The sequence below is a fragment of the Thalassospira sp. genome (assembly GCF_030690045.1).
GTDB lineage: Bacteria > Pseudomonadota > Alphaproteobacteria > Rhodospirillales > Thalassospiraceae > Thalassospira.
Map to the genome: position 1 here is coordinate 227,733 of NZ_JAUYHK010000011.1, position 24,250 is coordinate 251,982.

21 protein-coding genes are annotated in these 24,250 nt (G+C 53.3%); 11 read left to right on the forward strand and 10 right to left on the reverse strand.

The genetic code is table 11. The annotated features are described in order from the left end of the window. Window positions 1-128 precede the first annotated feature (128 nt). The 3 genes from parC to Q8O73_RS06965 all read left to right on the forward strand — a co-directional run bounded on the left by parC (window position 129) and on the right by Q8O73_RS06965 (window position 4,515). Window positions 129-2,372: a DNA topoisomerase IV subunit A gene (gene parC / locus Q8O73_RS06955; protein WP_305556790.1), complete on the forward strand. Its 2,244-nt coding sequence runs from the start codon at window positions 129-131 to the stop codon at window positions 2,370-2,372. A 221-nt stretch (window positions 2,373-2,593) separates the two neighbouring features. Further along, on the forward strand, window positions 2,594-3,139 hold the full coding sequence (locus Q8O73_RS06960; protein WP_305556793.1) for a TRAP transporter small permease subunit: 546 nt from the start codon (window positions 2,594-2,596) through the stop codon (window positions 3,137-3,139). Beyond that, window positions 3,139-4,515 (forward strand): TRAP transporter large permease subunit, encoded by a 1,377-nt coding sequence (locus tag Q8O73_RS06965; RefSeq protein ID WP_305556796.1) that lies wholly within the window; start codon window positions 3,139-3,141, stop codon window positions 4,513-4,515. Before Q8O73_RS06960 ends, Q8O73_RS06965 begins: the two co-directional genes overlap by 1 nt. A gap of 58 nt (window positions 4,516-4,573) precedes the next feature. Here the strand turns inward: Q8O73_RS06965 and Q8O73_RS06970 are convergent, their stop codons facing one another. From Q8O73_RS06970 to motA, 3 genes are all read right to left on the reverse strand, one after another. Next, a complete protein-coding gene (locus Q8O73_RS06970; RefSeq protein ID WP_305556798.1) occupies window positions 4,574-5,302 on the reverse strand; it encodes an arginyltransferase in 729 nt (242 codons plus the stop codon). A gap of 105 nt (window positions 5,303-5,407) precedes the next feature. After that, the gene (locus Q8O73_RS06975; protein WP_305556801.1) at window positions 5,408-6,394 is read right to left on the reverse strand and encodes a flagellar motor protein MotB; all 987 of its coding nucleotides are present in this window, start codon (window positions 6,392-6,394) and stop codon (window positions 5,408-5,410) included. A 34-nt stretch (window positions 6,395-6,428) separates the two neighbouring features. Beyond that, complete coding sequence (gene motA / locus Q8O73_RS06980; protein WP_305556803.1) at window positions 6,429-7,283, reverse strand: flagellar motor stator protein MotA; 855 nt, start codon at window positions 7,281-7,283, stop codon at window positions 6,429-6,431. 228 nt (window positions 7,284-7,511) lie between these two features. On the opposite strand from motA, the gene Q8O73_RS06985 reads away from it, so the two are divergent. After that, window positions 7,512-7,991 (forward strand): flavin reductase family protein, encoded by a 480-nt coding sequence (locus Q8O73_RS06985; RefSeq protein WP_305556805.1) that lies wholly within the window; start codon window positions 7,512-7,514, stop codon window positions 7,989-7,991. A 50-nt stretch (window positions 7,992-8,041) separates the two neighbouring features. Here Q8O73_RS06985 and Q8O73_RS06990 read toward each other — a convergent pair whose 3' ends face one another. Further along, on the reverse strand, window positions 8,042-9,262 hold the full coding sequence (locus Q8O73_RS06990) for a threonine ammonia-lyase (RefSeq protein WP_305556807.1): 1,221 nt from the start codon (window positions 9,260-9,262) through the stop codon (window positions 8,042-8,044). A gap of 341 nt (window positions 9,263-9,603) precedes the next feature. Continuing rightward, complete coding sequence (locus Q8O73_RS06995) at window positions 9,604-11,091, reverse strand: aldehyde dehydrogenase family protein (RefSeq protein ID WP_305556809.1); 1,488 nt, start codon at window positions 11,089-11,091, stop codon at window positions 9,604-9,606. Between the two features lie 248 nt (window positions 11,092-11,339). On the opposite strand from Q8O73_RS06995, the gene Q8O73_RS07000 reads away from it, so the two are divergent. Then, window positions 11,340-12,509 carry a type III PLP-dependent enzyme gene (locus Q8O73_RS07000; RefSeq protein WP_305556811.1) on the forward strand — a complete coding sequence of 390 codons (1,170 nt, stop codon included), beginning with the start codon at window positions 11,340-11,342 and terminating at the stop codon, window positions 12,507-12,509. 127 nt (window positions 12,510-12,636) lie between these two features. Further along, the gene (locus tag Q8O73_RS07005; RefSeq protein WP_371135053.1) at window positions 12,637-14,145 is read left to right on the forward strand and encodes a malonyl-CoA synthase; all 1,509 of its coding nucleotides are present in this window, start codon (window positions 12,637-12,639) and stop codon (window positions 14,143-14,145) included. A gap of 95 nt (window positions 14,146-14,240) precedes the next feature. On the opposite strand, the gene Q8O73_RS20145 is transcribed toward Q8O73_RS07005, so the two are convergent. Beyond that, window positions 14,241-14,399 (reverse strand): DUF1127 domain-containing protein, encoded by a 159-nt coding sequence (locus Q8O73_RS20145; RefSeq protein ID WP_371135054.1) that lies wholly within the window; start codon window positions 14,397-14,399, stop codon window positions 14,241-14,243. 509 nt (window positions 14,400-14,908) lie between these two features. Here Q8O73_RS20145 and Q8O73_RS07015 point away from each other — a divergent pair. Further along, window positions 14,909-15,865: an HAD-IIA family hydrolase gene (locus Q8O73_RS07015; protein WP_305556815.1), complete on the forward strand. Its 957-nt coding sequence runs from the start codon at window positions 14,909-14,911 to the stop codon at window positions 15,863-15,865. Window positions 15,866-15,908: 43 nt separating this feature from the next. Here the strand turns inward: Q8O73_RS07015 and hemB are convergent, their stop codons facing one another. From hemB to Q8O73_RS07035, 4 genes are all read right to left on the reverse strand, one after another. Further along, a complete protein-coding gene (gene hemB, locus Q8O73_RS07020) occupies window positions 15,909-16,910 on the reverse strand; it encodes a porphobilinogen synthase (RefSeq protein ID WP_305556818.1) in 1,002 nt (333 codons plus the stop codon). A 62-nt stretch (window positions 16,911-16,972) separates the two neighbouring features. After that, window positions 16,973-18,142 (reverse strand): MFS transporter, encoded by a 1,170-nt coding sequence (locus Q8O73_RS07025; RefSeq protein WP_305556820.1) that lies wholly within the window; start codon window positions 18,140-18,142, stop codon window positions 16,973-16,975. A gap of 21 nt (window positions 18,143-18,163) precedes the next feature. After that, window positions 18,164-18,925, reverse strand: coding sequence for a DeoR/GlpR family DNA-binding transcription regulator (locus tag Q8O73_RS07030; protein ID WP_305556822.1), 762 nt, complete (start codon window positions 18,923-18,925; stop codon window positions 18,164-18,166). Window positions 18,926-19,045: 120 nt separating this feature from the next. Then, window positions 19,046-20,335: an O-acetylhomoserine aminocarboxypropyltransferase/cysteine synthase family protein gene (locus Q8O73_RS07035; protein ID WP_305556825.1), complete on the reverse strand. Its 1,290-nt coding sequence runs from the start codon at window positions 20,333-20,335 to the stop codon at window positions 19,046-19,048. A gap of 191 nt (window positions 20,336-20,526) precedes the next feature. Between Q8O73_RS07035 and Q8O73_RS07040 the strand changes: the two genes are divergently transcribed. From Q8O73_RS07040 to Q8O73_RS07055, 4 genes are all read left to right on the forward strand, one after another. After that, window positions 20,527-21,666 carry an acyl-CoA dehydrogenase family protein gene (locus Q8O73_RS07040; protein WP_305556828.1) on the forward strand — a complete coding sequence of 380 codons (1,140 nt, stop codon included), beginning with the start codon at window positions 20,527-20,529 and terminating at the stop codon, window positions 21,664-21,666. 23 nt (window positions 21,667-21,689) lie between these two features. Further along, on the forward strand, window positions 21,690-22,763 hold the full coding sequence (locus Q8O73_RS07045; protein WP_305556831.1) for an enoyl-CoA hydratase/isomerase family protein: 1,074 nt from the start codon (window positions 21,690-21,692) through the stop codon (window positions 22,761-22,763). Between the two features lie 61 nt (window positions 22,764-22,824). Then, entirely contained in the window at window positions 22,825-23,712 is an 888-nt protein-coding gene (mmsB, locus tag Q8O73_RS07050; protein WP_305556833.1) for a 3-hydroxyisobutyrate dehydrogenase, read from the forward strand. A gap of 178 nt (window positions 23,713-23,890) precedes the next feature. Continuing rightward, window positions 23,891-24,082, forward strand: a complete 192-nt coding sequence (locus Q8O73_RS07055) for a hypothetical protein (RefSeq protein ID WP_305556835.1) — start codon at window positions 23,891-23,893, stop codon at window positions 24,080-24,082. Window positions 24,083-24,250 lie beyond the last annotated feature (168 nt).

Below are 24,250 nucleotides of genomic sequence, written 5' to 3' on the forward strand. Positions count from 1 at the left end.
ATTCCTGCTATGCAAAGGCGGTCACCTGTTGACCGCAACGGTATGAAACGTAGTATGTTGCCCGCATGGCAGATTGCACATTCCGGTGCGCTGTTGTTCACCCGGTCAAACAACAAGAAAAACTGTTCATGAGCACAAAGATTTCCGATCCGTCCAACGCAGGACAAATCCGCGAAACCCGATTGTCAGACGCGCTAAGCGAACGTTATCTGGCCTATGCGATGTCGACGATCATGTCGCGGTCGTTGCCCGATGTGCGCGATGGCCTGAAACCGGTTCACCGGCGGCTGCTGTATGCCATGCGGCAACTCAAACTGAATCCGGAACAGGGGTTCAAGAAATGCGCCCGCGTGGTCGGTGACGTAATTGGTAAATATCACCCGCATGGTGACCAGTCGGTCTATGATGCGCTGGTGCGCCTGGCACAGGATTTTGCCGTGCGTTACCCGTTGGTTGACGGGCAGGGGAACTTTGGCAATATTGACGGCGATAATGCCGCCGCCATGCGATATACCGAAGCCCGGATGACGGCGGTTGCCGCCGCCCTGATGGATGGCCTTGATGAAGACGCGGTTGATTTTCGCGCCACCTATGATGGCGAGGAAAGCGAACCGATTGTCATGCCGGCCGCCTTTCCAAATTTGCTGGCCAATGGGGCATCGGGGATTGCGGTTGGCATGGCCACCAATATTCCGCCCCACAATGCCGGGGAACTATGCGCCGGTCTGATCAAGCTGATTGACAAGCCAGAGACCTCGATTGCTGAACTGGTGCGCTGTGTACCGGGGCCGGATTTTCCGACCGGCGGCGTTCTGGTGGAACCGCATGAAAATATTCTGGAGGCCTATGCCACGGGGCGCGGTTCGTTCCGTCTGCGCGCACGTTGGGAAGTCGAAAAAATGACCCACGGTCTTTATCAGATTGTGGTCACAGAAATTCCCTATCAGGTGCAAAAGGCCAAGTTGGTCGAACGTATTGCCGATTTGATGGTGGCGAAAAAATTGCCGCTTTTGAATGATGTGCGCGATGAATCGACCGATGATATCCGGTTGGTGTTTGAGCCGCGCACACGAGCGGTCGAACCGGAGCATCTGATGGAAATGATGTTCAAGAATACTGAACTGGAAATCCGGTTTGGCCTGAACATGAATGTTCTGGATGGCGATAATACGCCGCGCGTGATGAATTTGCGCGAAGTTTTGCGGGCGTTTCTGGCTCATCGGCAAGTTGTTCTGATCCGGCGCTCCAACCATCGTTTGGCAAAGATCAACCATCGCCTTGAAGTGCTGGATGGTTATCTGATTGCCTATCTTAATCTGGATGAAGTGATCAGGATCATCCGTTTTGAGGACGAACCCAGAAACGAATTGATGAAGGTTTTCAGTCTGACGGAAATTCAGGCGGATGCCATCCTTAATATGCGTTTGCGGTCGTTGCGCAAACTCGAAGAAATGGAACTTAAAAACGAACATGCCAAGCTGACCGAAGAAAAGCAGGGACTTGAAGCCTTGCTGGCCAGCGAGGAGATGCGCTGGAAAAAAATCCGCGACGAAATCGAGGAAATGCGCGAAAAGTTTGGCAAGAAAACGGTTCTGGGCAAACGGCGCACTGAAATTGGCGATGCACCCGAAGAAATTGACGTGCCGCTGGAAGCCCTGATCGAACGTGAACCGGTGACAGTGATTTGTTCCAAAATGGGCTGGATCCGGGCATTGCGGGGCCATACCACGGAAATTGGTGATCTGAAATTCAAGGATGGCGATGAAAGCCGTTTTGCGATCAAGGCATTCACTACCGATAAAATCCTGATCATGAGCACAGCAGGCCGTTGTTACACGATGGGTTGTGACAAATTGCCCGGCGGGCGTGGTCATGGCGAACCAGTACGTCTGTCGATTGATTTGCCGCAGGAACATGACATTGTCGAAATGGTGGTCCATAAACCGGGTCGCAAATTGCTGGTGGCAAGTTCGGCCGGACGCGGTTTTCAGGTTGCTGAAAGCGAAGTCGTCGCCCAGACCCGGAATGGCAAGCAAATCCTCAACCTTGGTGACAAGGAAGAAGCCAAATTCTGCGTGCCGGTCGAAAAGGACCATGTCGCAGTCTTGGGTGACAACCGCAAACTGCTGATTTATCCTGTTGATGAAGTACCGGAAATGACCCGTGGTCGTGGTGTTATCCTGCAAAAATACAAACAGGGCGGTTTGGCCGATTTGATGTTGTTTGATCTGGCCGATGGTCTGACCTGGACCATGGGCGGCAGCGAAGGCCGAACCCGCACCGTGACTGACCTGACCGAATGGGTTGGAAAACGGGCAGGGGCCGGACGCATGCCGCCAACCGGTTTCCCGCGATCCAACCGTTTTGAATGACGTGAAACAATCAATGTTGCCGATGTAAGATGCGAGATGAAAGCGGCCCTGCGGGGCCGTTTTTTGTTGCCAGTTGGCGCAACACAGCTATTTTAGCGGCCATCTTGAATTGGACAGCAAAAAGAATGGTGTTTTGTGACCCTTGCCGTTACCGTCGCGCGGCGCAGCTGACGGGCGGATTATCGCCTGTTTTAGAATATAATGTGTAAGAGGAGAGGAACTTGAACATTCTGGCAAGTTTCGTCCGGTTGATTGACGGCCTGAATGACTTTCTGGGAAAAGCTGTTGCCTGGCTGGTGATTCCGATCGTTGTGATCACGTTTCTGGTGGCGACGATGCGGTATGGCTTTTCTGTTGGCTGGGTGTCGGTGCAGGAAGGGTATATGTGGCTGCACGGCATCGTTTTCATGGTCGGGGCGGGCTATACGCTTTTGCATGGCGGTCATGTCCGGGTGGATGTGTTCTACCGTCCGGCAACAGTGCGGTTCAAGGCATGGGTCGATTTGATCGGTTCGCTGGTCCTGATGCTGCCGGTTTTGGTGATGGTTTTTATTTATAGCTACCCCTATGTGATGATCAGCTGGTCGCGGTTGGAAGGTTCCAATCAGACAGGCGGATTGCCGGGATTGTTTCTGTATAAATCCGTCATTCTTGTTTTTTGCGTCCTGATGGCCTTGCAAGGCCTGTCCCTTGCCGCCCGCAGTGTTCTGGTCCTGACCGGACATCGCGAATTTGAAACCAAAGAAGAAGAACACGAGGGCGTCTGATGTCAGGTGGAATTTTAAGTCTGTTGATGTTCGGGGTGGCCTGCGGCGTTCTTTTGTTTGGCTTTCCCGTGGCATTTTCGCTGGCTGGCGTGGGATTGGCCTTTGCGCTGATTGGCAATGCGATGGGTTTCTTTGATATGGCCCTGCTGGGGTCATTGCCGTCGCGCTATTTCGGGGTGATGACCAACGAACTTTATGTCGCCGTTCCGTTGTTTGTTTTTATGGGGATCATGTTGGAGAAATCCCGGATCGCCGAGAAATTGCTGACGACGATGGGGATGCTGTTTGGTTCCATGCGTGCCGGCCTGGGGATTTCGGTGGTGATTGTCGGCATGTTGCTGGCGGCGTCAACCGGCATTGTCGGGGCGACAGTGGTGACAATGGGGCTTTTAAGCCTGCCTGCCATGCAAAAGGCCGGTTACAGCCCGCGTTTATCGACCGGGGTGATTTGCGCATCCGGGACATTGGGCCAAATTATTCCGCCGTCGATTGTTCTGGTTCTGCTGGGCGATATTTTGCAGGGGGCCTATGCCGAAGCGCAGCGGTCGCTGGGCAACTGGGCACCGGAACCGGTATCGGTCATGGATCTGTTTGCCGGTGCATTCATTCCGGGTTTGTTGCTGGTTGGGCTGTATATCAGTTGGGTGATCATTCAGGCGTTTATTGATCCGAAATCGGCCCCGGCGCTGATGGAAGGCAAACGACCAGATGGCCTGTTTCGCGAAGTGATGCACGCCCTTGTGCCGCCCGCAACCCTGATCATTGCCGTTTTGGGATCAATCCTGATGGGGATTGCCACACCAACGGAATCTGCGGCATTTGGGGGTGTTGGCGCAACCGTTTTGGCGGCTTTTTACCGCAAACTAAGCTGGAATGTGCTGAAGGTAGTGACCCGCCAGACGGTGCAGATCAGCGCGATGGTTTTTGTCATTTTGCTGGGCGCGTCGATTTTCTCGCTGGTGTTTCGTGGACTTGGCGGGGATCACCTGCTGGAAGAATGGCTGCATAATCTGCCCGGCGGGGTTTTCGGGGCGATGCTGGTGGTTATGTTACTGATGTTTGTCATGGGATTTTTCCTTGATTTCATCGAGATCGTCTTTGTCGTCGTGCCGATTGTCGGCCCGATCCTGCTGAAACTGGGTGTCGATCCGGTCTGGCTGGGTGTGATGATTGCCGTCAATCTCCAGACCAGCTTTCTGACGCCGCCGTTTGGCTTTGCACTGTTCTATCTGCGTGGTGTTGCGCCCGCTGTGATCAAGACATGGGACATCTATCGCGGAATCATTCCGTTTGTGATGATCCAGTTGCTGGCCCTGTGTTTGATTGCCGCATTTCCGGCATTGGCAACATGGTTGCCGGGTGTTTTGTTCAGGTAAAATCTTAATCTTGCCGATAAGAAAAAGGGGTATCCGTTTGTAGATGCCCCTTTTTGTTTTATGAGGTCTGGTTACGGATATCCCAGATCCCTTTCTGGAAAGTTTCCAAAGGCTGAAACCGCATTTTATAAGACATTTTGCGGCATTCATCGATCCAGTAGCCAAGATAGACATAGGGCAGGCCAAGGGCCTGTGCCTCGTCAATCAGATCAAGAATGACATAGGTCCCAAGTCCGCGTTCGGCGGCAGCAGGATCAAAAAAACTGTAAACCGCCGACAATCCATCTGACAGGGCATCCACCAGTGCGGCAGCAATCAGATGGCCATTTGTCGTCCGATATTCAAAAATAGAGGTATCGACCGTGCTGTCTTCGACCATGGCGCGGTAATCGCGTGCATCCATGCGCGCCATATCGCCATTGCCATGTCGCGCATCCTGATACAGACCAAACAGGCGAAACTGTTCCTGTGTTGCCGCCGGGGCATTGATGGAACGTCTCAAATCCTTGTTTTTGCTGCGGGTCCGGCGAAAAGATTTGGTATCGATGAATTCCTTTGCCCGAACCCGAACCGGGATGCAAGCTTCGCAATCACCACAGGCCGGAAGATAGGCAATGGAATGACTGCGGCGAAAACCGGCCCGTGACAACAGGTCATGCACATTATTGGCCTCGGCCCCTCGCAATTCGGTCACCAGTTTGCGCTCGAACCGCCCTGGCAAATAAGGGCAGGGCATCGGGGCTGTCATGAAATAATGTTGGGTCAGCCGTCTGTGGTTGACAGTCATTTCTGCCGTTTCCCGTTTTGGGGCCTGAAAGATTATATTCAGTGTAGGGATGGGCGGGCAATCTTTAAAGGGGCGTGTCCTGATCCATGAAAAAATAGTCGATTGCTATTGCCGCGACGGCACCGAGAATGTCGGTCGGGTGATCGGCGTGTTGGCACCACCACTTCCCGGTGTCTGTTGTGACGGCGGTGTTGTGTCAGGTGGCAAAAGGCCGGTGCCCGACGACGGCTGCACATCGGTTCCATCCGGCTCTGTCCCAAGGGCGGCACGATCACCAGTGCCGCGCAACAGGGTGATGCTGATCCGGCGGTTTTGTTCATTGTTAGGTGCATCAGGAAGCAGGGGATCAGTATCGGCGCGTCCCGATACCTTGCCAAATCGGCTGTCGGGCAGGCCCAGCGCCCCCAGTTCGCGACGGGTGGCAAGGGCCCGATCCGCCGAGAGTTCCCAGTTGCTGTAATCACCCGATCCGTCGCCAAACGGAACGCTGTCAGTATGACCGTCAATGGCAATATCTTGCGGCATGCCTTCAATGGCTTCGGCCACCTTGGCAAGCAATTGACGGGTATGGTCGTTCATCGCGGGACTGCCGCTTGGAAACATCGACGTACCGTCTTTATCAACGATCTGGATGCGCAAACCTTCGTCGGTTTCATCAATAATCAGATTGTCAAACAACCCGGCCAGTTCGGGGGTATCTTTAAGTGCTTCGCGCAATTCTTCGGCGGCCTGATCAAATTCCTTGTCTTCGATGCGGGCCTGTTGGGCGGCGGCTGCTTGTTCCGGCGTTTGGGGTGGCGGGATTGGCATACTGACCGAAGGAGCCCCCATTTCCGACCGCAAGGACCCTTCGACTGCCAGACTGGTGCCGCCCAGAATGCCACCACTACCGGAATCGCTGCTGGAAACTGTTTCCGGCGAAAAATAATTGGCAATTCCCTGAAGCTGTTCATCGGTGGCGCTGCTCAGCAACCATAACAGCAGGAAAAAGGCCATCATCGCTGTCACAAAGTCGGCATAGGCAACCTTCCATGCGCCGCCGTGATGACCGTGGCCGCCTTTTTTGATTTTCTTGATGACAATATCTGGCATGTCGCGCGATCAGTCCTTGCCGGTTTATTCGGTATTACGCTGTCGGCGCATTTTGCAGGGCTTCGTCGATTTCCTTGAAGCTGGGGCGCACATCATGAGGCAAAATTTTGCGGGCAAATTCAACGGAAACCTGTGGTGCATATCCTTGCATATGACCGATCAGGGCGACCTTCATGCAGCTATAATATTTGGCATCGGCATCCAGTACTTTTTTGATGGCGGACGCCGTTGGCGACACGAAACCATAGGCGGCCAGAATGCCGAGAAAGGTGCCGACAAGGGCCGCAGCAATCAGGCCACCCAGAATTTCCGGCGGCTCGGTCACGGAACTCATGGTCACAATCACGCCCAGCACCGCGGCAACAATACCCAACGCAGGCAAAGCATCGCCAATTGTCTGGACGGCATCGGATACCATGTGCTCTTCTTCGTGATGAGCCTCAAGCTCCTGATCGATAACGGCTTCAAGTTCATAGGAATTCGAGGTTCCCAATGTCAGAAGACGCAAATAGTCGCAGAGAAACTCAAGGGCATGATGGTCTTTGGTGACGCCGGGGAAATTATTAAACAGGCTGGAGCTTTCAGGGTTTTCAACATGGGCCTCAAGGGCCAGATCGCCCTTGGATTTTGCCAGTCGGAAGACTGCATAAAGGCAAATCAGTAATTCAAGATACTGGGCTTTCTTCTTTGCCCCTTTCATCGCGCGCAATGTATAGGTAAAGCCGCGTTTGACAACGCTAAGCGGGTTGGCAGACAAAAACGTCCCGAAAGCGGCACCGAAAATGATCAGAACTTCAAGCGGTTGCCACAGCACGGCAATATCGCCATGCGGCATATATCCGCCCAAAACGGCACCAATCACAACAAGATAGCCAATGATCAGAAACATTCAGTACCCCTTACCAACCCTGATATACGCTTGCATGGTTCGCACACGCAATATGCCCCAGTATGCATATGTGGTGCCTTTTATCAAAACATCCATAGTGCAGCATTCTATTTCTGACCAAATAGCTTAACATCCTGTTTATAAATCACTTAATGTCAGTATTTGACAGCTTTCCAATTTGTCGCCATGTTCCCTGCCTGATTCCATATACGAAAGAATTGTCCAAAGATGTCATTTTCGCCGCGTGAATTTCGCGATTGCCTTGGCCAGTTTGCCACTGGTGTTGCTGTGGTAACGACCCGCGCGACGGATGGCAGCAAGGCGGGAATTACAATCAATTCCTTTGCTTCGGTCTCGCTGGAGCCGCCTTTGGTGCTGTTTTCAGTAGATCGAATGGCCGCCTCACACGCGATTTTTATCGGCGATTCCAAACATTTTTGCATCAATGTCTTGCAGCAGGAACAGCGCATCCTGTCCGAACGGTTCGCTGCCCCGATTGATGATCGCTGGCAGGGTTTGGAATTTGAGGATGACGGCCACGGAATACCAAGGCTTGTGGGAAATATCGCATCCTTTTCCTGCGCACGTCATGCGGTGCATGATGGCGGGGATCACAGCATCATTGTGGGCCGTGTCGAAAACATCACCCTGGGACAAACCGGCGACCCGTTGCTCTATTATGGTGGGGGTTACGCCCGCCTGTCATAAAGGCGGGATATGAAAACCCGGCAGGCAAAACCCGCCGGGTTTTGAAAATATCAGTCCAGCGACGTATTGCCCAGCAATCGTCCACCATAACCGTTTTCCCTGAGGAATTCCACGACTTGGGCGGCGTGTGATGTGTCGCGTACTTCCAGCACCATATCGACATCGGTTTGCTTGGCCGGAATATCGTAAAAATATCGCTGGTGATAGACCTCGATAATATTGGCTTCGGATTGGCCGATCAGGGTGCTGATGCGTGCCAGTGCACCCGGTACATCGGGAATTTCGATCCGGATGCGCACCAGACGTCCTTCGCGCGCCATGCCGCGCATCAGGACCTGTGCCAACAGCCGGGAATCGATATTGCCGCCACTGACAATGATACAAACCTTGCGGCCCCGGAACCGGTCAGGATGATCCAGCAAGGCTGCAAGCGGGGCGGCCCCGGCACCTTCGACCACGGTTTTTTCAATTTCAATCAGCATCTGGATGGCACGCTCAATTGCGGATTCTTCGACCAGCAACACATCATCCAGATATTTTTTACAGATTTCCAGTGTTAGCCCGCCGGGTTGTTTGACGGCAATGCCTTCGGCAATGGTCACACCGCTGCCGCTATAGGGCAGGCCATTGATGCCTTCATGCATCGACGGATACATGCGGGTTTCAACACCGATCACGTCGATATCCGGGCGACGCGATTTGACCGCCGTGGCAATACCCGCCGCCAGTCCGCCACCGCCAATCGGCACAATAATGGTATCAAAATCAATACCTTCATTCAGAATTTCCAGTCCGACCGTGCCCTGACCGGCGATGATGTCCGGATCATCAAACGGATGAACAAAGGTCAGGCCGCGTTCTTCTCGGATTTCATGGGCAGCGGCCATCGATTCCGCCAGAACCGATCCTTTAAGAACCACTTCGGCCCCGTGTGATCGGGTATGTTTGATTTTGGTAAAGGGGGTGTTTTCGGGCATGACGATGGTGGCCGGGATGCCAAGGCGTTTGGCGTTATAGGCCACACCCTGGGCATGGTTGCCCGCCGATACGGCAATGACACCTTTGGCGCGTTCTTCGGGGCTGAGGCTGGTCAGTTTGATATAGGCACCGCGTTCCTTGAACGAGGCGGTATACTGCAGATTCTCCAGTTTCAGATAAACTTCTGCCTCGCAAATATTTGATAATGTTTGCGATTTTACCAAAGGTGTCTTGCTGACGATGCCTTCGAGAAGGCGGGCCGCACGGACGATATCATGGTAGGAAACAGTCATTTCCATACTCCTGCTGCGTTCCGCCCCGGTGGACGGTAACGACTTGTTTCATGTGGGAAGAAAAAAAGATCAACCAGACCTGTCATTCGCAAATGACAGGGTTCACATTCGCAGGCAGGAAATCGCCGCAACGGGCATCATTGCAACCGATTCCACCCACAGAGGGGTTGGCGCGGGTGACAGATTGATGCCAATAAAATCAGACATTGCCAGACACTTTCAGGAACGAATTCAGGTATCCACCGCACCATTGCGGATGATTGTCACAACGTCAAGGGATCAGACAAAAAAACCGGGTTGCATTCTGTGCAACCCGGTTCATCAGGGAACAGAATGCCGGATTATTCCATGTTCAGGATGATGGTTTTCTTGTGGGTGTAATGTTCCAGCATGCTTTCCAGCGATGCTTCCTTGCCCAACCCGGAAAGTTTAACGCCTCCATAGGACAGGTTGGGCTGGACCACCAGATTCTGGTTGACCTGAACAAAACCGGCATCAAGGCGTTTGGTTGCCTGCAAGGCGGTTTTCAGGTCGGTGGTCCAGATAGTCGCCGCAAGGCCAAAATCGCTGTCATTGGCCAGTTCAAGGGCTTCTTCAAAGGTCTTGAACTTGAAGATACAGGCAACGGGGCCAAAAATTTCCTCGCGGGCGATGCGATGATCGGGTTTGACGTCGGTAAAAATCACCGGACGCACAAACAATCTGTCTTTCAGGCTGTCATTGGCGGGCAGGGCGCTCAGTTCGTGTTTGGTTGCCCCTTGTTGTTCGCCAATGTCGATATAACCACAGATCTTGTCACGCTGTTTGCGATTGATGATGGTGCCGATATCGGTTTCTTCGTCCAGCGGATCACCCATTTTCAGGGCATTCACCCGGTCTTTGAGGCGGGTAACAAAGGCATCATGCAGGCTTTCATGCACCAAAATGCGCGATGATGCCGTACAGCTTTGCCCCTGACGGGTAAAGCGCATGCCGCCGACGGCTCCATTAATCGCCTTGTCAAGATCGGCATCGGCCATCACGATCATCGGTGATTTACCGCCCAACTCAAGGGTCACCGGGATCAATTTTTCGGCAGCCGCCCGATAGACAATGCGACCGGTTTCAACCGATCCGGTAAAGGATACTTTTTTAACGTCCTTGTGTTCAACCAGCGGCCCGCCGCAACCGGGGCCAAACCCCGACAGAATGTTCAAAACACCTTTGGGCAGGACCTGTTGCATGATCTGGCAAACCCTCAGCACGGTAAAAGGCGTGTCTTCGGCGGATTTGACCACCACACTATTGCCCGCGACCAGCGCCGGGGCAACCTTGATCGCCATCAACAATAATGGCACATTCCACGGAATAATCGCACCAACCACACCAACTGGCTCGCGGGTGGTCAGGGTCATCATATTGGGGTTGAATGGTACGGTTTCGCCCTTAAGTTCCGAGGCCAGTCCGCCAAAAAATACAAACATGTCGGCCAGAACCGATGCCTCGACCCGGCTTTCCGTACGCAGGGCCTTGCCGGATTCAAGGGCGATCAGGCGGCCAAGTTCCTCGACATGCGCTGTCAGGACACGACCGCATTCCGCCACCAGTTTACCGCGTTCGCGCGCCGGGCGTTCGGCCCAGTCTTTCTGGGCGATTTTGGCGGCCATAACGGCAAGATCAACATCGCGGGCATTCCCTTCTGCGGCCTTGCCGATCACCTTGCCCGTGGCGGGATTAAATACGTCAAAGCATTTGCCCGATATCGGCGCGACCAGTTCGCCATTGATCAGGTGTCTACTGTCAAGTTCGGGGACCAGGGCAAAGGGATCAAGCACCGGGCGGATGGACATTTCAGGACTCCCTGTGGAATTGTATGCAGGCGGGTCAGGCGGAAAACGCCTGCGCCGCTTAAATGGTTATTTGGTATTGGTTTACCAATTTAACGTCTGTATGTATGTCTGGCAAGAGCGATCCGATTGTTCAGGCATGACAGGGACGGTCAGGGTTGCTAGGCTTGATCAGTCATCTCGCCGTTGGAACGACATATTTATCGTTAGAGATGTTCCGGCAAAAACCTTGCTAAACTGCGGAGCCCTTGATGCCACGCCACTTTGAAACAAGCCTTGATGTTGTCCGGGAATTGAAACCGTCCTATCCGGTTTATTGTTTGCGGCCAGATATCCTCAGGGAATCGGCCCAGCGGTTTGTTGAAATGTTTCCCGGTCGGGTCTTGTATGCGGTGAAATGCAATCCACATCCTGAAATTATGCGGTATTTGCATGAAGGCGGGGTGCGGCATTTCGACACTGCCTCGACCGAAGAAATTGCCTTGGTGCGGCGTCAATTTCCTGGCATGGATGCCTATTTTATGCATCCGGTCAAAAGCCGCGATGCCATCCGCAGCGCGCATCGGGTGTTTGGCGTGCGGCATTTTGTGATTGATACAGAAAGCGAACTGGAAAAAATTCGCACTGAAACCGATGGCGATCCGGAAATTGTCATTCATGTGCGTCTGGCGACCCCACCGGCCGGGGCGACCTATAATTTGTCGGCCAAATTCGGGGCGCGGCCGATGACAGCATCGGAATTGTTGAAAAAGGTCGATGCTTATGGCTATGAAACCGGGCTGTGTTTTCATGTTGGATCGCAATGCACCACACCAAACGGTTATCGCATTGCGATTGAACTGATCCGGCAGGTGGTGGATTTTGCCGGTGTTCCCTTGCGGTATCTGGATGTTGGTGGCGGTTTTCCGGGGCAATATATCAACCAGCGCGCCCCGGACCTTGAAGTTTTTATGGAAGAAATCAAGGATTGCATCCGGTGGCTGGATTATCCCGATGTCACCTATATGTGCGAACCGGGCCGCGCCCTTGTTGCCAGCGGTGTGTCGTTGATTACGCAAGTCCATCTGCGCAAGGAGGATCAGCTTTTCATCAATGACGGGATTTATGGCAGTCTGTCCGAGGCGGTGACCGGTAATTTGCGCTATCCGGTGCGGGCAATGCGGGTCAAGGGAGACTTTAAAAACGAGGAAGATACCCTTGATTTCACGATATATGGTCCGACCTGCGACAATATGGATGTGCTACCTGCAACTGTAACGTTGCCCGCCGACATTGAGGAAGGTGACTGGATCGAATTCGGCCATATCGGGGCGTATAGTAACGCGCTGGCGACCCATTTTAACGGCTTTTATCCTGAATTGCTGGTGACGGTTTCCGAGGCGTTTCCGTTTATTGATGGCGAATTTCCACAGGTTGGATAATTCCTCATATCCCGGCCATCCGGTAAATCAGTACCGAATTGCACGTTGCGATGATCTGCCTTATTGTGCCGGTCAACCGGGCAGCCTGAATGGGGTTCGGACGCAATAGTGATCGGGGATCAGAAACGTGACGACCAGCCTTTTTATGCGCATCCGGGACCGGTTCCCGGCAGATACCAGCCGCGTTCTGATGGAAACACCGGATGGGCGGACTTATAGCTATGCCGATGCGGATCAAGAATCATCGCGTTTTGCCGCGACCCTTGTGGCGTTAGGGGCGCAAAAAGGCGACCGGATCGCCGTTCAGGTCGATAAATCGCCGGAATCCCTGTTTTTATATCTGGGCTGTATCCGAGCCGGGCTGGTTTATTTGCCGCTGAATACGGCCTATCAGGCCGAAGAGCTGGCCTATTTCATGAATAATGCCGCCCCGGTGGTATTTGTGTGTCAGCCCGGTCGCGAAGACGAGGTGCGCCATATTGCCCGGGAACAAGATGTCGCCGTGGTCATGACGCTGGGTACGGAAGGCGATGGCAGCATCATCGACGCCAGCCAGGATCAGACCACTGATTTTCCGGCGGTCGCCTGTGCCGATGACGATCTGGCGGCAATACTTTATACATCGGGCACCACCGGCAAGCCCAAAGGAGCGATGATGACCCAGATTAATCTGTGGTCCAATGCTACGACACTGGAAAAATTGTGGGGTTTCACGCGCGTGGATGTGCTGTTTCATGCCTTGCCGGTTTTTCATACCCACGGCTTGTTCATTGCCTGCCATTGCGTTTTGTTATCGGGGTCGAAAATGTATTTCGCCCCCCGTTTTGACCGTGACGAAGCCCTGAAAGTTTTGCCGTGTTGCACGGTGATGATGGGTGTTCCGACCTTTTATGTCCGTTTGCTGGCGGGGAATGATTTTACCGCCGAAACCACGCGCAATATGCGGTTGTTTATTTCTGGGTCTGCTCCTTTGCTGCCGGAAACCTTCATGGCGTTTCAGCGCCGCACCGGCCATACTTTGCTGGAACGGTATGGAATGACGGAAATGGGCATGGCGACATCCAATCCGCTGGATGGTGAAAGGATTGTGCATACTGTTGGTCAGGCTTTGCCCGATGTTGACATCCGGGTCACAGATGACGCAGGCAGGGTATTACCTGCCGGTCAAGTCGGGGTACTGGAGGCGCGGGGACCTAATGTTTTTGCCGGATACTGGAAAATGCCGGAAAAAACCCGCGAGGAATTTCGCGATGACGGGTTTTTCATCACAGGTGATATCGCCCTGATCGATGATCGCGGATATGTCCATATTGTCGGACGTGCCAAGGATCTGGTGATCACCGGCGGTTTTAACGTTTATCCCAAGGAAATTGAAACCGCGATTGATGATCTGGACGGAGTTTTGGAAAGTGCGGTGATTGGTGTGCCGCATCCCGATTTTGGCGAGGCGATCGTTGCCATTGTTGTGCGAACCGACCCGTGCCTTGCCGATCAAATGATTATTGATGCGATCAAGGGCAGGTTGGCAAATTTCAAGGTGCCGAAAAAGGTGATTTTTGTTCCGGATCTGCCGCGTAATGCGATGGGCAAAGTTCAAAAGAACATACTGCGCGATCAGTATCAAAATCTGTTTTGACCGGTATCCTATGCCCCCGACATCAAAAAAGCCCGGTCATGATGATCGGGCTTTTTACGAATGAGGCGCAGGGCGCGCCTGCAAAACCGTATATCTTACTGACCGAATGCGACGCGATGCGCAACATCGTCAATCTGGTCGCGGTTCAGGCCGATATCGGCCAGTTCGCGGGCGTCAAGCTTCTGCAAGGCGATCTGGGTCTGGTACTGGATACGCAGGGCACGCAGATAAGCAAAAATTTTTGTCAGGAACATTTCATCACCTATTTCAAACCGTCCGGATTGTCCCGGGCTTTGTCATACAGTAAACCGTCATGTATTCACCGTTCACGTCCTGCAATGGACATGCTGACTGGTTCGACTTGTCGGTTTGGCTACGCAGCCTCGGCTGAAATTCTGGCGATGCTTTATCGCCCCAGTTATCGGCTGCTGTTATCTTCTGAAAAACAATTTATGCTTGCTACGCCTGAAACACCAATGCGTTTTTTGCAGGGCTGAGCCATAAAAAGCGCGGCAAGTCACAGAAATGCAACGTTTCCTCCCTAAATGGGCGAATAGAACAGAAAATAATGGTAATTTATTGCCATGCATTCATTGCATGACTAATAAAATTACTCGACCTTAATCACCCAAAACCCGCCGACCTGTTTTGTTTGAGGCTCTGGCTGCTGGTTCTTCGAGGCCGACTGTGCTAACGCTGCGCCGGTAAAATAAAGTGGACCGGATTCTTTCCCGGGCAGAGTGACGAGGGAGACCACGCGCCGATGAGTGACAACAGACCAAGATTGGACCGGGAGCAGGCGATAGCAGCCTATTTGCAATATGCAACCCGTCTGCCGCAAATTGACCCTTCCGTGGTACCGACAGCAACACAGCATGTTTCAAACCTGCTGGCGATTGCCGGACAGTTTGATCTGATTGTCTTTGATGCCTTTGGCGTTCTGAATTCCGGCAAGCAGGCCATACCGGGTGCCGTAACGGCGGTTGCAACCCTTAAGGATCAGGGCAAGCGTCTGGCGGTGATTACCAATGATGCGTCCAGTTCGGCCGATGCCATTATCGCGCGTCACCGGGGGCGGGGTTTTGACTTTGACAGGGAATCTCTTATCTCCAGCCAGCAATTTGTCGCGCCGCTGATGGCGGGCTATGCCGAAATTGGCCTTTGGGGGGCAATGGCGCCGTCAAGCTGGCCGTTTGATATTTTACCCGGACAGGTTCATGCCCTGGGCGATGATCCGGAATTGTATGATGGTGTTGACGGGTTCGTGCTGATTGATTCCGAAGGTTGGACCCCGAACCGTCAGAATCTGCTGGAACAAAGCCTGATGCGGCGGGGGCGGCCCATTCTGGTTGGCAATCCGGACATCTGTGCCCCGATGGGGGATTTTCTGTCGGTTGAGGCCGGTTATTTTGCCCACAAGGCGGCTGATATGTGCGGTGTGATGCCGCAATGTGTTGGCAAGCCGTATGTCGAAGTATTTGAAGAAGTCATGCGCCGCAATCCGGATGTTGCCGCGGACCGTATTTTGATGGTTGGTGACACCTTGCACACTGATGTTCTGGGCGGGTTGGCTGCGGGGATCAAGACATTGCTGGTCACGCATGGCGGGTTTCTGGATGGCTATGGCGATTTGGAAGGGCTTTATGCCCGATCCGGTTTGCGACCACATTTTCTGGCCCGCGCCATCGGCAATGGTCTTGAACAGGCTGATGTTGCCTGAATGAGAGACAAGGGAGCCTGATTGAGGGCTCCCTTGAGTGATTTTACAGCACTTCTGCCACGTCAATTGCGCTATAGGTCAGGATACCGGATGCCCCGGCGCGCTTGAAGCAGGACAGGGTTTCAAGCGCACAGGTCTGATAATCAAGCCAGCCATTCTGGGCGGCGGCCTTCAGCATCGCGTATTCGCCCGACACCTGATAGGCAAAAACGGGCACGCCAAAATTTTCGCGAACCCGTTGCAGGATATCAAGATAGGGCAGGCCGGGTTTGACGATAACAGAATCCGCCCCTTCCTGAATGTCATAGGCAACTTCGCGCAGGGCCTCGTCTGTATTGGCGGGATCAAGCTGATAGGTTTTTTTGTCGGCCTTGCCCAGTGCGCTGGCCGATCCAATGGCATCGCGGAACGGACCATAAAATGCTGAGGCATATTTCGCAGCATAGGCCATGATCTGGATTTTTTTCAGCCCTTCAGATTCCAGCACATCGCGAATGGCTCCAATCCGGCCATCCATCATATCGGATGGCGCGACAACATCGCATCCCGCCTGTGCCTGTACCAGTGCCTGACGCACCAGCGCCTCGGTGGTTTCATCATTGAGGATTTCACCATTCACCACCACGCCATCCTGACCATTGGCGTTAAACGGGTCGAGTGCGACATCGGTGATTACCCCCAGATTGGGGCAGGAATCCTTGATTGCCTTGATTGCCCTGCACACGATATTATCGGGATTATAGGCTTCGCACGCATCGGTCGTTTTCAGGGCTGGATCGATATAGGGAAACAGCGCCAGCGCCGGAATGCCGAGCTTTTCGGCATGTTTTGCCGTTTCGATCAGGATATCAACCGACTGACGATCCACACCTGGCATGGAGGGGATCGGGGTCCGTTGTCCCTTGCCATCAATCACAAAGACCGGAAGGATCAGGTCATCCACGCTTAATCTGGTTTCAGCCACCATCCGACGAGACCAATCGGTCATGCGGTTACGGCGCAGGCGGGTACGGGGAAACGTGCCGTGGGTAACAGGATGGGACATGTGACGCTCTCATTCGGCTGGTGGCGCAAAGAACGATGTTATGGGACAGAATCCCGCGTCAATCAACTGTTGCTGATGATTTTAAACCGTTTGCGCATGCCAAGCAGGTAAACCGGAATGATCATCCCCAGAAAAACAGACGTCATCAAAAACGCAGTCACCAGACCGTAATGCTCACCAATAAAACCGATAAAGGGCGGGCCTGCCATCAAGGCACTATATCCTGTGGCAGCGATGGTGGCGACAACCGATCCGCCGCTTTTGCCGGTTGCCTGTGCTGCGGCTGAAATCAGCAACGGCAGAATAACGGCCAGACCGATTCCGGCGATAAAGCACCCTATCCAGGCGATGATGATATTGGGCGCAAGGGCAAGCAGCAAATACCCGCTTGATGCCAGCCCGGAACTGACGATCAGGACGGCAGGGCGACCGATTTTATCGACCACCCGGTCACCGGACAGCCGGGCGGCGGCCATCGCCGCAGAATAAAGCGCAAAGCCGATGGCCGCCAGTGTCGGTCCGGATTGCAGATTGCTGTTCATCAGGACCGTCGCCCAGTCGGTAATGACACCTTCACCGAACTGCCCGATGAAGGCGCAAATGCCAAAAGGAAGCAAAATCAAAAAGATACTTTTTTGTTTTACACCATAAGTTTCGGTGTTTTGCGCATGCACCGGGTCGCGCATCAAACCATTTTGCAGATAGCAATGCACGATCAGCAGCAAAGTCACACTGACAGGCAGATGCAGCGTCATCGGTAAAGGCAAGGCAAACCAAAGGGCGGCAAACCCGGCCCCGGCAAAGCCGCCAAGGCTCCAGAACCCGTGCAGACCCGACATCAGGCTTTTGCGTTTGGCGCGTTCCACATTCAGGCCATTGGCATTCATGGCAATATCAAGACAGGCAGCCGAAAACCCCATGACAAACATAGCAATGGACAAGGTAGTTAGGCTGTTCATGAAAAGCGGAATGGCAAGTGCCGGATAATAGGCCCATTTGGTATGGCGAACGATACTGTCGCTGCCAAAATGATCGGTCAGGCGGCCGGCAAACGGCATGACAGCCAAAACGCCAACAGCGGCGGCCAAAAGCGCCCAGCCCAGATCTGCATGACCCAGACCAAGACGGTCCTGCACCATGGGAATATGCGGCACCCAGCTTGAAAAACCGGCACCATGCAAAAAGAAAATTCCGCGAACGCGGTTATGCACCAAATTGTGGGCAGATGTCATGATGTGATGTCCCGTATCGCCTCAGGCGAGAATGATTTCGACGCCATGATTTTTATAATTTTGCAAATAACCCGATGACAATTTACGCCCGGTTACCAGCCGGGAAATCTCATCCAGCCCGCAAACCCGGTGGGGCAGGCTGGTTTCCAGCTTGTCTGCGGTTGCAACCGCAATAGTTTCAGTCGATTGCGCAATCATGGCGGCTTTGGTTGTGCGTTCTTCAAGGCAGGATGCGGTCAATCCCTGTTCGGGATGCAGCGCACAGGTGCCGATAATACAGATGTCGGCATGATAGCGCCGGATTTCGTCCATCGCGGTCGGGCCGTGGATTACCATTTCCTGTTTTAAAACCGACCCGCCGATCATGATGATTTTTGCATGGGGGTGTTCGGCAAGGGTGACGGCCACCGCCGGATTGACCGTAATGACCATACCGCAAAAGGAAAGTTTCAAGTGACGGGCAATTTCAAGGATGGTGGAACCGCTATCGAAAAACACGATGGCATCATTGGGGATCAGGTCGCGGGCAACCTTGCGGGCAATCGCGCCTTTTTCCGGTAATAATTCCTGCAAGCGTGTCTGATAGGGGCCATTGGATACCGATACCTGCACCGCGCCGCCGTGAATCCGGCGCAACAAGCCGCTTTCCTCCATCTGCCGCAAGTCACGGCGGATGGTATCAAGCGACGCATGAAATTGCTGCGCCAGATCGGGAACGCGCAGGGTTCCCTGTTGATGAAGCAGTTTTTCAATTTCGGCCTGACGGGTTTCAACGCTGGACATAATGCATGAATTGCCTGTTTTGACGATTTTGCATGTTTTAGGATGAGCGGCAGGCCGGGTCAATAAAAAACCGGTCGCAACACGGGGCTGCGACCGGTTTGATGTCGGGATTTTAGGATATCAGGCTTTTTCAAGTGCCTGTTTCAGATCGGCAATGATGTCGTTGATATGTTCGATGCCAATCGACAGTCGGACATAACCATCGGTAACCCCCGACGACAGGCGATCTTCGACAGAAAGCTGTGAATGTGTCGTTGTGGCCGGATGAATGGCGAGTGATCGCGTATCGCCAATATTGGCGACGTGATAGAACAGTTCGAGGCTGTTGATAAAGCGTTCGCCTGCTTCTTTGCCACCGCCCAGTTCAAAACCCATCAGCGAGCCATAACCACCTTTCAGATAGACATCTGCGCGTCGACGGTTTTCACCCGACTGCGAACCGGGATGAATCACCTTGGTCACCTTTGGGTGACCTTTCAGGAAGGCGGCAACCTTGATAGCATTCTGACAATGGCGTTCCATGCGCAATGTCAGGGTTTCCATACCCTGAATGACCTGAAACGAACTGAGTGGGGATGCGGCTGCCCCAATGTCGCGTAACAAGGTGCAGCGCAATTTGATGGCATAGGCCACCGGGCCAATTGGCTTGACGGCTTCGGTCCAGATTGCGCCGTGATAGCTGGGGTCCGGTTCATTGAGCAAGGGGAAGCGTTTTGCATGCTTTTCCCAGTCGAATTTTCCGGAATCGACCACAATCCCGCCAACCGATGTGCCGTGACCGGCAATGAATTTGGTTGTCGAATAAACGACGATACTTGCGCCATGATCAATCGGACGGCACAGCACCGGGGCCGCCGTATTATCCATGATCAACGGAATACCCAGTGCATCGCCGATATCGGCGACTTCGCGGATCGGGAAAACCTGCAATTTCGGATTGGGCAGGGTTTCGGCGTAATAGGCGCGGGTCTTGTCATCGGTCAGGCGACGAAAGTTTTCCGGATCAGCCGGATCGGCAAAGCGAACCTCGATTCCCATCTGTTTGAAGGTATTGGCAAACAGGTTCCATGTTCCACCATAAAGGTCGGTCGAACTGACAATATTGTCACCGGCCTGCGCGACATTCATTACGGCAAAGGTCGATGCCGCCTGACCGGATGCCACGGCAACAGCCGCAACACCGCCTTCAAGCGCCGCAATGCGTTTTTCCAGAACATCATTGGTCGGGTTCATCAGGCGGGTATAGATGTTGCCCAGTTCACGCAGTGCAAACAGATCGGCCGCATGTTGCGTGTCGCGAAACTGATAGCTGGTGGTTTGATAAATCGGCACGGCAACTGCACCCGTCGCTGGATCGGCGCGATACCCGGCATGCAGGACAATGGTTTCCGGATTCTTGCTGTTGGTCATATCGTTTCCCCTGTTTGTTTTGGTCGTTACGATGCGCCGAAGTAAGGCATAATATCATTTCTCCGACAAGATGTTCTGCGCCAGCGCCTTAATTTGCATAATTCGGTACTGTTATACCGAATGAATTGACAGGGATGCGGATTTCCGTCTACGTAAAAGGAAAATAAAATACCCAGCGGAGGCGCGTTTTCATGGATTTCACCCTGTCGGATGATCAACTGGCATTTCAGGATGCGGCGCGGGAATTTGCCTGCAATGAAATGGCACCACATGCCGGGGCATGGGATGCGGGTCATATTTTTCCCGAGGAAACCCTGCGAAAGGCCGCCGAACTTGGGTTTGCTGCGATCTATACCCGCGATGATGTTGGCGGGTCGGGATTGGGGCGGCTGGATGCGGCGGTGATTTTTGAGGAACTGGCTACTGCCTGTCCGTCCACTGCGGCCTATTTGTCGATCCATAATATGGTGTGCTGGATGATCGACCGTTTTGGCACAGAACACCAACGGCGGGAATTTCTGCCAAATCTGGTCACGATGACCCATTTCGGAAGCTATTGCCTGACCGAACCCGGTGCCGGATCAGATGCCGGATCGTTACGGACCCGTGCCATGCGGGAAGGGGATCATTATATCCTGAACGGTGAAAAGGCTTTTATTTCCGGCGGATCGCGCAGCGATATTTATGTTGTGATGGCACGAACCGGCGATGACAGCCCCAAAGGCATTTCGACCTTCATCGTACCCAAAGATGCCGAAGGATTGTCGTTCGGCAAACTGGAAGAAAAAATGGGCTGGAACAGCCAACCGACATCGGCGGTGATTTTCACCAATTGCAAAATTCCGTCGTCCAACCGTCTGGGCGGCGAGGGCGAGGGATTTAAATTTGCCATGATGGGGCTGGATGGCGGCAGACTGAATATTGCCGCCTGTTCGATTGGTGGGGCACGGGCCGCGATGGAGCATGCGCGCGACCATATCAGGGTTCGCAAACAGTTTGGCAAAACTCTGGATCAGTTTCAGGCGTTGCAATTCAAATATGCCGACATGGTGACGGAACTGGAATCAGCCCGTCTGATCTTGCACAAGGCGGCCTGCAAGCTGGATGATAAGGCCCCGGATGCCTCGCAATTTTGTGCGATGGCAAAACGTCTTGCCACCGATATCGGGTTTCAGGTCTGCAATGATGCCCTGCAATTGCATGGCGGTTATGGTTATATTCGGGAATATCCGGTCGAACGGCTGTTGCGTGATTTGCGGGTTCACCAGATTCTCGAAGGGACCAACGAAATCATGCGTGTCATCATCGCGCGCGCCGCCCTCAAAGACTGATGCCCAACAGGCAGGAGACTCAAATGCCCGAAACAAACGATAGCGGTGTGCAATTTTTGATCCATGGCCCGGTTGGTTATATATTGCTGGATCGGCCCAAGGCGTTGAATGCGCTGAACTTGCCAATGGTCGATGCCATGATGGCGCAATTGCGCCAGTGGGAGAAGGACCCGGCGATTGCCGTTATTGTGATTGAAGGGGCAGGCGAGCGTGCGTTTTGTGCAGGGGGTGACATTCGAGGCCTCTATGATGCCAGGCAGCGCAATGATGTTACATTGCTCGATGCGTTTTATCGCCGTGAATATCAGTTGAACCATTTCATTGCCCATTATCCCAAACCCTATATCGCGATCATGAACGGCATCACGATGGGCGGCGGTGTTGGTGTGTCGATCCATGGTGATTATCGTGTAGTGACCGAAAAAACCCTGTTTGCAATGCCGGAAACCGGGATTGGTTTTTTCCCCGATGTCGGCGGCGGCTATTTCCTGCCGCGCTGTCCCGGCGCGATTGGCATGTATCTGGGACTGACCGGGGCACGTTTGGCGGCGGCGGATTGTCTTTATGCCGGTCTGGCGACAGATGGTATCCAGGCCGCAGATGTTGGACGATTAAAAGAGAAACTGGCGGCGGGTGATTACAAGTCCACCGACCCGCACCAAACCGTGCGTGGTATTTTACAGTCGTTCGCACATGATTTTGATGATGGCGAACTGGTTCAGATACGCGATGAAATCGATCGTATTTTTGGGGCATCCGATATCAGGGACGTGATTCAGGCCCTTGATGCCGGAACCAGTGATTTCGCAAAAAAAGCAGCCGCATTGCTGCGTCAAAAATCGCCGCTTGCGCTGTGTGTGACCTTTGACCAGATATCGCAAGGGCGTGATATGTCGGTTGACGATGTTCTGAAAATGGAATTCCGCCTGTCGCAACGCATGGTAGAACGGCCCGATTTGTTTGAAGGTGTCAGGGCAGTGATTGTGGACAAGGATCACGCGCCGAAATGGCAGCATGCCAATATCAACCAGGTTGACCGGCAAAGCGTTGCCGATTTTTTCGCGCCGTTGCCTGCGGATCGGGAGCTGGTTCTGTAATTTAATTCATAAAAAATTCCGGCAAACTCATGTCGGTTCACTGTCAGAGGAGACATCTGTTATGGCGAAAATCGGATTTGTCGGGCTTGGAAACATGGGCGGGCCGATGGCGGCTAATTTACTGAAATCCGGGCATGATCTTCGGGTTTTTGATTTGTCCAAAGCCGCATTGGACACGGCAGTTGCCCAAGGTGCAAGGGCGGTTGCGACCGCAGGCGAAGTCGCCAGGGATGTTGAATTTGTCATAACCGTTTTGCCCGCAGGCAAGCATGTGATGTCGGTTTATGATGGGCCGGACGGGTTGTTGGCCCATGCCGCGCCGGGGACCGTTATGATCGACAGTTCCACCATTGAAGTTGATGTGGCACGCAAAGTTGCCGATATGGCCAAGGCTAAAGGTATTGGGGCGGTCGATGCGCCGATTTCTGGCGGGGTCGCCGGGGCCGCGGCCGGAACCCTGACTTTTATGGTGGGGGGCCGCGAAGATGATTTTAACCGTGCCCGGATGGTTTTGGAAGGCATGGGCAGCAACATTATCCATGCCGGCGACAGCGGGGCCGGGCAGGCGGCCAAGATTTGTAACAATATGGTGCTGGGGATCAGCATGATCGCTGTTTCCGAGGCCTTTATGCTGGCCAAACGCCTTGGACTGGACGCCCAGAAACTGTTTGATATTTCATCGAAGGCGTCCGGGCAGTGCTGGTCACTGACCAGCTATTGCCCTGTGCCGGGGCCTGTGCCGACATCCCCGGCCAACCGCGATTATCAGCCGGGGTTTGCTGTGGATATGATGCTTAAGGATTTGAAACTGGCCCAACTGGCATCGGCATCAGCCGGGGCAACCACCCCGATGGGGGCACTGGCCGAAAGCCTGTATGCGATGTATTCCAACAGCGGTAACGGCAATAAGGATTTCTCGGCTATCGTCAAAATGCTTGATGGGGCATAAATCCTGTTTGTTTGGGATTTGACCGCAGATTATCCGGTGGTATTTTAAGGCGGCGCACCTTGTAAAAGGTGCCCGCATTTTTTTAAATCAGATTCGCCCCGATCAGTGGTATTCTGATGTGAAATATAACGATGTCGTAAGGTCACTTTGATGATCCTTGGCCCAACCGGAAGTCACCATGAGTCAAAAGTCTATGTCGCAGCGTGAAATATACTTTGAAATCAAACAGATAGGTATGTATCTGCGCTGTACGGCGATTGATTCCCTGACCGGAACGGAAGTCACCGTTGCCGGGCCGGTTGTCCGGAATCCGGAACAGTTGAAACGTGTTGCCTTGCAAAAGCTTGAGTATGTTTTGAATAAGGGATAATGTATACAATATAAAAAATGGTGGTTCGGCCACGAAGAACGGCAAAATATGCTGATCGGAGGCGATAAAACCGGAGAATCAACCAATTTTTCAAACTGACTTGCAGCCTTAGACCACATGTGTCTAAGGTTTCAACACTAAATCGCGTTTTCGGACAAAGAACCACAT